Raw genomic sequence first — 12400 nt, 5'->3', positions numbered from 1 at the left:
GAAGCTTGGCGTGGGGTCTGAGGCGGGCGTTTTGATCGAGGGGGCTTATGAACTACTCGAACAACCGCCGCACCCACTCGATCCGCAACTGCTTGAACTGCAGCTACTCGAGCTACCGCTGCTTGAGCTGCAACTGCTCGACGTATCGCCCCCCGAGCCACCGGAGCCGACGGGCATTCCCGGCCCGCCCATCATCGATCGGTATCCGGCCCAGGCGGTACCGACCAGCACGCTGGTACCGCCCAACGCAGTCATCCACAGCAGATCGGTCTTCGACCAGCTGGCATCGGACGCCTGCTGGCCGCGCTGACGGTAAGCATCGAGTGCGGCATCCGCTGTCGCAGTCGGTCCTGCGCTTCCCACGCCGGCCAGTTGTGCGGTCAACCACCAGTACGCGAATCCGAACGACACCATTTCGATCAGCAGCCACATCACCGGACGATCCCGGGTCAGGCCGACAAAGACTTTCGCCACACCGAGCCCGAGTACCAGCAGCACAATCGCCCATGCAGCCAGCGTTGTTGCGCGCATCGAGCCGGACGTCCACATCCATCCCTGGCCTTGCAGCCGAGCGGCCATGTCGGATGCTTCGTTGATGAGTTGGTCCCGAAAGCTCGGCCATGGCGAGCGGTGCTGCTTTTGTCGGGTTAGCCATGCCCATGCGCTCACATGGCGCTCGGGTGCTTGCTCCGCATTTGCGACCACGTAGATATTGCGGTCGCGGCCTTTCTTCGATGGATAGGCAATGCGGATCGCGCCCGCGTCGAGTAGCGCCAGCGTTGCGACCTGCGCCATTCGCGAAGCGTCGCCGGTAATGAGTGCAGCCTCGTCAGGCGTGAGCGCGCGCGGCACGCTGCCAAGCGCCACGCCTTGCGGGCGACGCGTGTACGTGAACCGGTGCAGGCCCCGGATCGACAGACACGCGATCACGCACACGCCCAGATAGAACGCAAGAAAGCGCAGCCCTGGATAGTCCAGCACACCGACATCCGGCGCAGCGCGCGTGGTGACGGCGATGAGGCCAACGCCAATCGCGAGCCACACGAGCGGCATGATCCGACGCACAGGCGCGATGGGCGGCGGCGGGGCAATGTTGCGTGGACGCCAAGCGCGGCCATACTCCTCCGGCGTGCTGTCCTCCTGCTCGGGCGGCGGCGGCCAAACATCGGGAGGCGGCTCAACGCCGAACGTGCGGCGGTAGCTGTCGAGCGTTTGCTGGTAGTGGCGTGCGTAGGTGTCGTCTTCGTCCGGCGCGCCGATACCCGGCGCATGGTGGAGCGGGGCACGCAGCACGTCCGCGCAGAACACCGTCCAATAGTCCTTTGAATATTGCAGATGCAGGTGCCACGCGGCATCGATCGCCTCCGACGGCGTGACCGGGTGCCCCGCGTGCACCGCCAGATAGGCGAAACGTTTGTACTCTTCGATGACAGTCAGCGTGAACAGAGTCGACCACCCTTCGGCTTCTGCCAGACGCTTGCTGAAAGGCATCGGAGCATCAGGCGCATCGAGCGAATACTGGCTCAACCGAAGCAGGCAGGCGTCGCGCTCCGCGTCGGTCAGGGTGGCCTGGGGCGCGGATGCGGGATCGGGGGAGGCGGAGGAAGGGGCCGATGTCATAGGTAGCTGATCGATCGCAGTGGGCGCGCCTTGCTCGGCTTCTTGGCGGTCAGGCGGTTCTTCACCATTGTTGCTGGGTTTGGATGATTCATCACCGGACAGCGCGGGCCGATTGGCGCCCGGCTAATCGGGTTGCGGCCGCTCCAGAACGTGAAACACCTTACGCTCGCAGCGGCCGAAGTCAAAGCTTCGCAATCGCAGGTGGCGGTTGCCGTATTCCCCGGCGGCCATCATTTCCGGGATGGGGCGCAGGGGACCCGCCATCAGTCGCATCAGCGTCTGGGAGATCACCAGGAGCATCATCGGCGCCAGGCTGAAGAGCCCCATCATGATCCCCGTGAAGGAGATGGCCTCTTCGAAGCCGAACTCACCTCCTGCCAAAATAAGCATGACCACAATCATCAGGGCGCAGAAATAGCCGAGAACGCCGATCATCTCGCTAAAGCGGGGGCTCCTGCTTGACAGGACTGCCTCCAGCGGCTCGGGCAAGTTGCGTGGGCGCTTCGCGACATAGACAGTCTGCGGCTCGCGACGACCTGATAAACGCATGCCCCACGCCGAGAAAACGTCGTTGTCCCACCAGCCGGCAGCAAGCACGCGCATGCCGTTGAGGCCTGCAAAATAGGGCGCGTTGGACGAAACCGAACGGCCCGTGACTTGGTATTCGCAGAAGTGGATGACCCGATCGTCCGTCAGTGTGATGACGACAGGCGTCACGCGGTAGTAGGTCTCTCGCGAGGTGTCGTCGGTGTAGTCATGCGCATCTCGCGCATTGGAAGCGACGGTCCATCCCATTGCTTCATAGGCATTGAATGCCGCGTTATCCACCTGTACGGCGCGAATGATGCCGCTGACGACCGCGACAGGCGCACCCTGCCGTCGGTTGGCAAGCCAGTGCTCAAGCTGCTGCCAAGCCCATACCAGATGACACCAAAGCCACCAGATGCGCTCCTTCAACGGAGAAAATTGCGCGATTCGCTCGGAGAGTGTCGCGGTGGGGTCGTAGTATTCAAGCCGGATCTGGGGGGAGGCACGCCTTTCGCCACCCGGCTGTAACGGGGCGGCAGGCGACGGCTCACGCAACCGCGCCCGCCGGCGCGCATCCTGCCGCGTCACTGACTCGCCCGAAACTCAATCCGCCGATTGCGCGACCGCCCTTCATCGGTATTGTTGGCAGCCACGGGTTGATCCGGCCCCACGCCAATCGCCGTCAGCGTGCCTTGCTCGGCGCCCTTGGCAATCAGGTAGTTCTTCACCGTTTCCGCGCGCGCCTGGCTCAGGTTGAGGTTCATAGGGCGGCTGCCCGAGTTGTCGGTGTGGCCGACGATCTCGATCTTGCGACCGTTCAGGCGCGGCAGCACGGCAGACATCTCATCCAGAATCGCGCGGCCCTTGGGCGTGAGCGTGGCGCTGCCGGTTTCGAACTCGATGATCCGGTTGGCCAGCGTCTGGTCCAGCAGGCCCTGCTCGGACACCGCCGCCACGCGCAGGCCGTTCTTGATCGTGTAGCTCTGGCCCAGCGTGGTGGCCATGTCGCTGGTGATCTGCTGGCGCTGCGCTTCGTTGCGCACGTCGCCGTGCAGCGAGACCTGCGTGCCGTCGACGTTGAGCTGGCCGCGGTTGACCTGCTTGATGGCCGGCGACAGGATCTTCTGCACATTGGCTGACCAGTTGGGCGGCGATACCACGTTGCCCACCTCGATCTGGTCCACCACGTTGGTGGTGCCGTACAGCTCACGCAGCTTGGCCAGCACGCTGGCCTTGGTGGCTTCATCGGGCACTGTGCCGCCGGCCACGACCTGGCCGGGAGTTGCCGTGGCCGCGGTCACCGTTGCGGTTGCCGGAGGCTGGTCACCGGGGGCTGCAAAGGCAAGGCCGGGCAGGGCAGCCAGGCACACCATCAGGATCGTTGCTGGCCGGAAGCCGCGCTTGATTGCATCCAGACCCATGTTCATTCTCCGATGAAGACTTCGCGGAAGGTGTCGACCGCCACGCGCAGCGAGAGCTGCGGCTGATCCAGGTAACTCACGAACTTGGCCAATCCGTACTCTCCGCTCACGTGCTGGTCGACCCATTCCGGATCGTCGATGTTGATGTTCTGCTCGGCATACGCCAGCGGCGACATGACGCTGTGCAGCGTGCGCGAGGACGCGCCGTTGAAGCCGATGACCAGGCGCTCGGCGCCGTTGATCTCGCCCAGGAAGAGCGAGAGCTCGAAGTCCGCGCGCTGCAGGAAGCGCGATACCAACTCCAGCCAGAAGCTCGCCACGAGGCTGCGGTACAGCGGGTCAGCCGGCAGGGGCAGCGTGAGCCCTTTCTCCAGGCGCGATGAGCCATTCGACATGACCGGCTGCAACAGCGTGCCCAACGCCAGCAGGGTGCGGCGCAGGCGGATGTTGTGGCCCTCGGCGCGCAGCATCTGCTCGAGCCCCGACACCGTCTGGAAGTCGATGAAATCCGAGAAGCTGGCGTCGTAGATTTGCGTGCCGTTGTCGGTCTCCACGCTGTGCTGCCCTTCGCTCAGCAGGCGCAGGCCTTCGGTGGCATCCGTCGCCTGGCCGAGCGACACCATCTGCTGCCCGGCGCGTGTCCACAGGCGGGCCAGCGCGATCGGGCTGCGCGCGATGAAGCTGATCGGGCGATCGACCTCCATCGCCGCTGCCGTCAAAAACGGAAAGCGGCGCGAAGACAGGTCACTGCTGGCCATCAGCGTGCCGGCAATCGCCAGCCGGCTCTGCGAGCCCAGGAAGGCAAACTGCACCGGTTTCCACGCGTCGTAGGTGGTCTTCCAGTCAGGGGCTTCGGCCAGCAATTCCATGCCTTGCGCCAGCCAGCGGTCGAGCGTGTCGAGCAACTGGACGTTGTTGGCGCTTTTGACGAAGTCGCCACGCGATGGAAGCTTGCCGAAGTACGAGAGCTGCAACTGCGTCAGGCTCATTGCGCCGTCCCCCCTTGCTCTTCCGTCACGGCGTGCTTGGTGGGTACCTGTGCGGCGGCCTGTGTGGAAGCCGGTGCCTGGCCCGCCGGCGGCGAGCCTGCCGGGGCGGGCGGGGTAGAGGTATTGAGCGGCGCGTTCATGTCGGCAATCGACGTCGGCAGGCGCAGGCCACGCAGGCCTTGGCCTTGCGGCGAGTCGGACGCCGTGGTGCCGCCCGTCTGCGGGCTGCTGATGATGCGCAGGCTGATGGCAACCGTGATGCCGTCCTTCGTCCACGACAGGTCGAAGGCGCCGTCCGGGCGACGCTTGCGCTGCGCCGTGGCAATCAGGCGCTCCAGGCCGAAGCGGCCAGGCTCGTTGAGCAGTTCCAGAGTGCGGCCGTCAAACGTGGTGGCGGTCACGCGTGCGCCCGGCGTGCCTTGCGGGTTGGGCCACACGAAGTTGGCCCACTGCGGCGGCGTGTTGCGATAGCGCAGTTGCTGCCCGTCGATCTCGATCGTGTATTCGGTCGCACCTTGTGACGGCACCGGCAGAATCTGGAACACAGTCTGCGGGGCAGCAGCGGCTGCACCGCCGGCACCACCACCCGCTGCACCGCCCGTGAGCGGCGCGATCCAGCGTGTAAAGCCTGTCGTGAACTCAGGCACGAATGACAGGCCCAGATCCCCCCAGGTGCGCGCTGCGAGCATGTCGCCACGGCGCACCGACAGCGGGCCGATGGTCGTGCTGGCGAACTTGGCAATCGAGCCGTCCGGACCGAACACCTGGCCGATCTCGGCTGCGCTGGCTTCGATCTTGGCGTTGGCCGAGAACGGGTACTTGTCAGCCAGCGTGGTCGCGAACGTCTGGTAGACCTGCGCGTTCCACACCTTGTTGATTTCTGCCGTGGCCGGGCGGATCACCACCGCATACGACTGCAGCAGCGGGCGCACCAGAAGCGGACGCAGCGTGGCGCGTTCGCTGTCGGTCATGCCGGTCAGCATCTGTTCGTCAACGTACTTGAGCGTGTCGGCCAGTTCCGAGCCGTTGCCGTCCAGCGTCTGCTGCATGAGCTGGCGTGCACCCGGGCCCGGGTCGCCCTGGTTCTTGATGAGGTTGAAGCGCGTGCGCACCTTGGACAGCGAATCCATGTAGCCGCGCAGCAGCGACTTGTCGTCACGCACCATCACCACACGGGCCAGGCCCGAGAACTCCTTGCCAACCGGGCCCATCGGGATCGCGCCGGCATCGGCAATGTTGCTCGTGTCGAGGTTGACGTTCACCTGCGACGGCGTCTGACGTGCGAAGAGCTGCTTGAACCAGCCCAGCACGCCGGTCTTGGCCTGCTTGAGGCCTGCGTTGAGCATCGACGGGTTGTCCCACGAGGTCTGGTCGTAGGCGGTGTCGAGCACCTTGCGGATCGGCGAGTTGGTCGGGTCGCCCAGCAGGTTCATGCCGGTGACTGCCTGGTCGAAACCGGTGAAGTCCTGAATGGCCACGCCCTGCATGAAGCGCTGCCACTCGCGCGCGTACTCGGTCTTGTACATCGTGACCAGCGCCTTCTGGATCTGCTCGGGGCTGCCTTCCAGCGTGAGGTCATCACGCGCGGCCACGTTGAGCACCCAGTCCTTGGTCTGCAGCTCCTTGTTGGCGGCTTCGCGGATGGCGGGCTGCACGTAGCCGAGCCAGGCTTCCTTGGTGAAGGTGCCGGGCACGGCGTAGCTACCGGCCACCACACCGGCACCGGTTTCACCGACGATGCGGGCAACCGTCATCGGGGCGTAGCGCGTGGAGGCGCGGGCCTTGATCTCAGCATAGGCGCGTTCGCGCGCCGGCATGCCGCGCACCACACGGCGCAGGTTTTCACGCGTCTGGTCGACCAGCGAGAGGTTGCCCTCCAGCATCGGCCAGTTGTCGTCGTTGACATGCGCCAGGAAGAACGACAGGTTGCGCTCCGCCGAGCGGATCATCTGCTCGCGCGGCATGTTGCCCCGGTTGTCTTCCAGCCAGCCGCGCCAGAAGCGCGTGATCTGGTCGGTCAGGTGTGCCACTTCCACATGGCGCTTGTCCGACAGCATCAGATACGTCTTGAGCGCGTTGTAGCCGTCTTCCACGTTGGTGGGCGAGGCATCGGTGTAGCGCTTGGCGCCGGTCGAGGCGGTGGCCTGGTTGTTGTTGACCGGCGTATTGGCGGCGGCACCTGAGGCTGCACCCACGGTGGCGGTGGCCGTCGTCACCGACGTGGTCATCACAGCGCCAGTTTCCGGCGGACGCACCATCGGCGCGAGCTGGTCCGGGTGTGCGTTGACTTCGGCCAGGAAGGTCTCGATCGCGCCGCCCACCGGCTTGAGCATGACCTGGCGCAGGCCGTTGTAGTACTCATCCAGCAGCTTGTGCTGCAGCGTGTCGCCCTGGTACAGGCCCAGCGACAGTGCGAGCGGGTGGTCGCTGCGATAACGGTCGAGTTGCTCGATGCGGTCTTGCAACGTGTCGAGCGCTTCCAGGCGGGCCTGCAGGTCGACGCGGTTCTGCTGCATCTTCACGATCTTGTCGAGATCGGCCTGCACGTTGGCAGTCAACGTTCGGTTGCCCATGTACGACCACGTCCAGCCGCCCAGCATCAGACCCAGCGCCAGCACCAGCCCGAAGAAGGTGGCGATGCGCAGGCGCGTCTTGGCGGGGCTCGCAAACTGGCGCACCGTCTGGCGGTCGGCAAAGATCACCTTGGAGAACAGGTCGCGCAGGAAGAATCCGTTCTTGGAGAACACCTCACGGCTGCGTCCGGCACCGTCGGTCGACAGCCCGAAGCGGCGCGCGATGCGCTCAGCCGACACGCTGTTGGTGGCGCCTTCCTGCAATGCGCTGGTGAAGTAGAAGCCGCGGAACACCGGCTTGTACTGGAACGGGTTCTCATCAAACAGCGTGACCAGGAACGAGCGCAGCGTCGGCTTGATCGACGCAAACTCCAGCGGGAAGCTCAGCAGCCCCGGCGACAGCTTGTTCTTCTGGTGCAGCGCGATTTGCGCCACGCTGATCTCTTTCAGGCCGTCGCACAGCTCGTCAAAGCGTTGGTCGAACATGGCCGCCACATCGGGTTTGGCATCCGGCTCGAAGGGCAGGGACGAGCCCCACACGCGGTCGCGCTCCTGCTTCTCGCTGTCGCCAAAGAATTCGGTAAAGCCGGTGATCAGGTCGGCCTTGGTGAACATCACGTACACCGGGGCGAACACTTCCAGGCGCTCGGTCAGCTCCTGCACGCGCTGGCGCAGGTTCTTGGCCAGGTTGATGGCGAACTCGGGGCGGTTTTGTGTGAGTTCCGACACGCTCACCGTCACGACGATGCCGTTGATGGGTGCCTTCGGGCGATAGCGTTTGAGCAGGTCCAGGAAGCCGAGCCATTCGCGGCGGTCTTCTTCGTGCACCGAGTAGCGGCCGGCGGTGTCGAGCAGGATGCCTTCGGTGGTGAAGAACCAGTCGCAGTTACGCGTGCCGCCAATGCCCTGAATGACCGCGCCACCCTTGTCGGCAAACGGAAACTGCAGGCCGGAGTTCAGCACCGCCGTGCTCTTGCCCGCCGCCGGGTTGCCGATCACGATGTACCACGGCAGCTCATACAGCGCGGCGTCTCCCGACATCTGGCCGAGCTTGGAGCGCTTGATGGTCTTGACGGCCTCAGCCAGGCGCACGCGCAGGGCTTCGACTTCCTCGCGCTTGTCGGGCGTGGCGGCCTTGTCGGCCGTGGCCGCCTGCTCCAGCACACCTTCCAGCTTCTTGCTGGCCTGACGTGCACGCCAGCGTTTCCAGAGATAGGCCACCAGCCACAGCGCCAGCAGCACGCCAAGCGCGACGCCGGCCCAGACCAGGCCAATCTCGAAGGTCTGCGCGATCAGCAGCAGAAAGATGGTCAGCACGATCACGCCGAGAATCGACAGCGTGCGTGAGTTGGTCAGGAAGTTCAGGAAGCGTTGCATGTTGCCTTCGGCTCGGGAACAGTTCGGGATCGGAATTCAGGGTCAGGTCAGGCTTGGCACCACCGCGATGGCGCCGCGCTGCTGGATGTCGTTGGCGGTGATGGCCAGCACGGGCTTGCCGCTTTGCTGGCTCAACTGGTGCGCCACGACCACGGGCAGCAGGGCACCCGCTGCACCCACGTAGCCGCAAGGCGTGCCCAGCGGCAGCAGGTCGGCGGCCACGTCCAGCGTGGGGAAGCGGTCAGAGAACACGCGCGCCACTTCCACGGTGCGTACGGGGTGGATGCCAGTGTCCGTGACGACGCTGGCGACCAGCGGTTCTGCATTGGCATCGGCCGCGGCGGGTTCTGCCTTGGCTGCCGGTGGTTTGTCCTTGGCACCGGCCGGTGCGGCAGCCAGCGTTTCCAGCACATGACGTACCGCGCCGCCAAGCGCTTCCAGTTGCGGCTGGCCGCGATCAGGTGTCGGTGCTTCCAGGCGGGCCACGCTCGCGCGGGTGATCGTGATGGCGGTTGGCACGTCGGCGGCGGCGTCCGTGCCGGTTTCGGGCGGCGTGGCTTGCGCTGCTTGGGCCGCAATGAGGGCCGGTGCACAGAGCAGCACGCCGGCCGCGGCTTCGCCCGGCACGCGGCCATGCTGGCGGTTGGCCTCAAACAACTGCTCGTGCTGCGTCAGTTGCTCCACCGCGCTGGGGCCAACCAGCGAGTCTGCCACCACCAGCATGCGCAGCACGCGCTCGTCGCTCGTGCGGTTGACTGCCTGCGTTGCGCGGTCGAGCAGCAGCAGGGCATCGGCGTCGCCCTTGGCGGCGATGGGTTCCAGGGTGAGGCGATCAGCCGGCCAGATCATCCCAATATGTTGGCGCAGCCAGGCATCGGCGGCGGTTTGTTGTTGCGGGGTCCACTCGCGCGGCAGCAGGGCGGTGATGACCAGCCGCGTTGCCTCCGGGCCGGCGGGCTCATGGTGCTGTGCGACGGCGTGTGCAGCCAGTTCTTCGGCAACCTGCCCGGCAAGCGTCAGCGCGCGCAGCTGTTCGTCCAGCCAGTCCACGTCTGGGTGGCGTTCGGTCAGCTCGGTGCGCAGGTCTTCAATGTCGAGACCATCCACGGGTGCCGCAAAAATCTGTTGGCCAAAGCCTTGTACGTCGACCAGCCCCGGTTGGGTGCTGGCCTGCACGGCGTCGACCAGCGATGCTGCATCGCTGCCATTGGGTGCGCGCAATGCACTGGCGAGCAGCACGGCACGCCAGTGGCGTGTCGCATCTTGCGAGTCGGCTGGCGCGCCGTCGGTCTTAGCAGCGGCAGCAGGCGTTGCAGCCGAGAGCTCACGCCCGGCCGCCACGTTGGAGCGGATGCCATCCAGCGCGCGCTTGATGACCCAGTAGCCGATCACCATGCCCAGCGGCAGCAGGAACAGGTAGGTGACGATGTCGGCGGTGCTCGGCATGCGGTTGGTGGACTGCCACCACACGATGACGGCAATCCATACCACCACGAATGCTGCCAGCAGCGTCAACCCGGACCGGAAGAGTCTTGCAGTCATGTCGTTGTCAGATGCTGCCCGTGTTGCCCTGGCTGGACAGGAGCGTGGCGCCGCAGGCGGTTTTGTCGCCGTGGCGCGCGGCCTGCTTGCCGTCGATGATGACGTTCGGGTCTCCGGTGACGATGACGGTGGTGCCGCCATGGCCCTGCTTGGGGCAGGTGACCTTGTCGCCCACGCAGGCGATGCCCTTGCCGCCTGTGGACGTATTGCCCGACGCACTGATCACCACACCGCCGTGGTCCGTCTTGTCACCCAGCAGGATGAAGGGACGTGTCATTGCTTGCTCCCCGTATTCATTCGATTCATCGATTCGTCATTGGCTTGCCGCGTCGGGGCGTTTGCCGAGTACGCCCTTGCGGCGCAGCTCCACGTGGCCCAGGTCCATCATCTTCCAGCGGCCGCCCCACACGAGGCCAACCGACTCCGCCGTTTGCCCATACAACTCGTAGCCGCGCATCGCCCACGGGTCTTTCTCGCTGATCACCAGCTTGCCCTCGCGGAAGAACGCGCTATCTGCTGCCAGGCCGTACTGGTGGTAGCTCTGATACGCCCCAGCCTGCGTGACGTTGCTGCCCATTGCCGCCAGCTTGGCTTGCCGATCGGGGCTGCGGAAGCCTTCGAGCAGCGCCATCTCGTAACCGTGTTCGTCGCGCATGATCTTGTAGACGAGCAGCAGACGCTGGCGGAAATCGGCGTCGAGCAGGTTCCAGTCGCGGCTCGCATCGCGGATGGCCGGGCGGATCAATTCGACCTCGCGCGTGGTGAACACCTCGGGCGGCAACGGTGGCGGCGGGATGAGCCGTTCACCGTTGAGCAGCGCAGAGATGTGCGGGTCCGGCTCGCGCACCTGGTCATCGTCAAACTCGAACGACTGCTGCTCGCGCAACGCCAGCGCCACGATGGGTGGCACCGACAGCACACCCAGCGCCCCCAGCAATAGCAATTTGCGGCGCGCCACAAAACGCTTGAACGCAGACGCATTCGACGCAGCACTGTCCACCGACCCGCGCAGCGACCCCGCCGAGCGGGTTCCGACCACGGCCGCACCGGCGCTCAGGCGTTGCCACTGCGTGCGCACGACCGCAGCGCAGCGCTGCCGAACCGACGGCAACAGCAGCACCGCAGCCACCACCACCATGGCGACGAAGTAGAGAGCAAGAACAACGAAAACCATACCGACTTGCGGAGCGTAGGCGTCTACGTCAATTTAGCCTGATTAATATCTGTATTCACAGACGGAAAATATTATGAAACGATAAAGATTCAGCCGATTTCAGGCTTTGTTTTATTAACAAACGATAAAGAAAGCGCTTGTCTTTCCTAAGCATTTGTCTTTCAGCTAGGCCAGACTTAGAATCAGCAGCCACAACCGGAATCGGCATGTTTTGTTGTACCTGATGCTCGGACGTTGTTTTTGATACGCATACGCTCGCCGCGCATTCTATTTCAATTCTGGACCCGTGATGAGTAATAACGGCGATTTGAAAAAAGAAGGGCCTCCTACGCTCTTCAATTCCCAATCCGAGACCGATGAGGCCGGCCATACACGCATCCTCGCCAGCCTGGAAGGCCGGGTTGGCGCGGGTGGCAAGCCGCCCAAGAGTTCGGGGCACCGCTATGGCATTGCGGCAGTCGTTGCCGTGCTGTTGGCGGGTGTCGGGGCCTGGATCGTGCTGAACCCGTCGGGCGATCAGAGTGCACCGCAAGTGGCCGAACACGCGACGCCTGCCACGCCTGCAACCGCACAGCAGGCCGCAGCCGAGCCCGCGCGGGCTACGGCGGCCACGCCTGCAGCGGTTGCCAGTGAGAGTGCCGTAGCCCCCGCGGCCACCATCGTCAACGTGGCACCAAGCGACGAACACGCGCTCGACAAGCCGGGCAAGGACGAGCAAACCGCCAAGGCAACTGCCGATGCCGCAGCGAAGGATGCCCATACCTCGACCACGGTGCAGCAAGCCGTGACGGCCAAATCGGGCGACACGCCGCAAGCCAAGGCGGAAACCGCCAAGCTGGTTGCAAAATCAACCAACACATCGGTCAAGACGGCGCAAATTACAAAGGCGAAGCCGCAAACAGCGACAAAAGCCAAGAACCGTAAAGGCGGATTGGCGCCGGATGACCCAGATGCCGATTTGCTGGCGGCATTGCTTGCGCCGCAAAACGCCAATCAACCGGCCAATCAACCCAGTTACAAGGGGAAATAGCCGCTCGGTGGATGTCCGGAAGGGCAATCGCCGGGCGATGTTTTTGTTGTCGGGCGTTAATCAGGCGGCTGGCGCAATGCGGGACAATGCGCCGCCCACACAATGCATGCGCGCCGGCTTCACGTCATCGTTTCTCACGTGATGCG

At 64.7% G+C, this 12400-nt stretch carries 9 protein-coding genes; 1 reads left to right on the top strand and 8 read right to left on the bottom strand.

Features of this window, described 5'->3' with window-relative positions; genetic code table 11:
- Positions 1 to 45: 45 nt before the first annotated feature.
- The 8 genes from PI87_RS19355 to PI87_RS19320 form a co-directional block, all read right to left on the bottom strand.
- Positions 46 to 1620, bottom strand: coding sequence for a TIGR04222 domain-containing membrane protein (locus PI87_RS19355; protein WP_039599327.1), 1575 nt, complete (start codon positions 1618 to 1620; stop codon positions 46 to 48).
- Between the two features lie 123 nt (positions 1621 to 1743).
- Positions 1744 to 2736, bottom strand: coding sequence for a hypothetical protein (locus PI87_RS19350; RefSeq protein WP_052321622.1), 993 nt, complete (start codon positions 2734 to 2736; stop codon positions 1744 to 1746).
- Positions 2733 to 3569, bottom strand: a complete 837-nt coding sequence (locus PI87_RS19345; RefSeq protein WP_039599326.1) for an OmpA family protein — start codon at positions 3567 to 3569, stop codon at positions 2733 to 2735. The genes PI87_RS19350 and PI87_RS19345 overlap by 4 nt, the downstream gene beginning before the upstream one ends.
- A 2-nt stretch (positions 3570 to 3571) precedes the next feature.
- The gene (gene tagF / locus PI87_RS19340) at positions 3572 to 4558 is read right to left on the bottom strand and encodes a type VI secretion system-associated protein TagF (protein WP_039599325.1); all 987 of its coding nucleotides are present in this window, start codon (positions 4556 to 4558) and stop codon (positions 3572 to 3574) included.
- Positions 4555 to 8508 carry a type VI secretion system membrane subunit TssM gene (tssM, locus tag PI87_RS19335; protein ID WP_039599324.1) on the bottom strand — a complete coding sequence of 1318 codons (3954 nt, stop codon included), beginning with the start codon at positions 8506 to 8508 and terminating at the stop codon, positions 4555 to 4557. The genes tagF and tssM overlap by 4 nt, the downstream gene beginning before the upstream one ends.
- Before the next feature lie 42 nt (positions 8509 to 8550).
- Entirely contained in the window at positions 8551 to 10050 is a 1500-nt protein-coding gene (locus PI87_RS19330; RefSeq protein WP_039599323.1) for a hypothetical protein, read from the bottom strand.
- A gap of 7 nt (positions 10051 to 10057) precedes the next feature.
- Positions 10058 to 10327 carry a PAAR domain-containing protein gene (locus tag PI87_RS19325; protein WP_021193560.1) on the bottom strand — a complete coding sequence of 90 codons (270 nt, stop codon included), beginning with the start codon at positions 10325 to 10327 and terminating at the stop codon, positions 10058 to 10060.
- A gap of 36 nt (positions 10328 to 10363) precedes the next feature.
- Positions 10364 to 11224, bottom strand: a complete 861-nt coding sequence (locus tag PI87_RS19320) for a M15 family metallopeptidase (protein WP_039599322.1) — start codon at positions 11222 to 11224, stop codon at positions 10364 to 10366.
- Positions 11225 to 11513: 289 nt separating this feature from the next.
- On the opposite strand from PI87_RS19320, the gene PI87_RS19315 reads away from it, so the two are divergent.
- Positions 11514 to 12254, top strand: a complete 741-nt coding sequence (locus PI87_RS19315; protein ID WP_039599321.1) for a hypothetical protein — start codon at positions 11514 to 11516, stop codon at positions 12252 to 12254.
- Positions 12255 to 12400 lie beyond the last annotated feature (146 nt).

This window comes from Ralstonia sp. A12 (assembly GCF_000801955.1).
Taxonomy (GTDB): Bacteria; Pseudomonadota; Gammaproteobacteria; order Burkholderiales; family Burkholderiaceae; genus Ralstonia.
This window is presented reverse-complemented; position numbering and strand designations above follow the sequence as displayed.

Excerpts from the sequence above, each read along its gene's own strand:
- PI87_RS19355 (WP_039599327.1), bottom strand. The coding sequence starts at position 1,620 with ATGACATCGGCCCCTTCCTCCGCCTCCCCCGATCCCGCATCCGCGCCC.
- PI87_RS19345 (WP_039599326.1), bottom strand. The coding sequence starts at position 3,569 with ATGGGTCTGGATGCAATCAAGCGCGGCTTCCGGCCAGCAACGATCCTG.
- tagF (WP_039599325.1), bottom strand. The coding sequence starts at position 4,558 with ATGAGCCTGACGCAGTTGCAGCTCTCGTACTTCGGCAAGCTTCCATCG.
- tssM (WP_039599324.1), bottom strand. The coding sequence starts at position 8,508 with ATGCAACGCTTCCTGAACTTCCTGACCAACTCACGCACGCTGTCGATT.
- PI87_RS19330 (WP_039599323.1), bottom strand. The coding sequence starts at position 10,050 with ATGACTGCAAGACTCTTCCGGTCCGGGTTGACGCTGCTGGCAGCATTC.
- PI87_RS19325 (WP_021193560.1), bottom strand. The coding sequence starts at position 10,327 with ATGACACGTCCCTTCATCCTGCTGGGTGACAAGACGGACCACGGCGGT.
- PI87_RS19320 (WP_039599322.1), bottom strand. The coding sequence starts at position 11,224 with ATGGTTTTCGTTGTTCTTGCTCTCTACTTCGTCGCCATGGTGGTGGTG.
- PI87_RS19315 (WP_039599321.1), top strand. The coding sequence starts at position 11,514 with ATGAGTAATAACGGCGATTTGAAAAAAGAAGGGCCTCCTACGCTCTTC.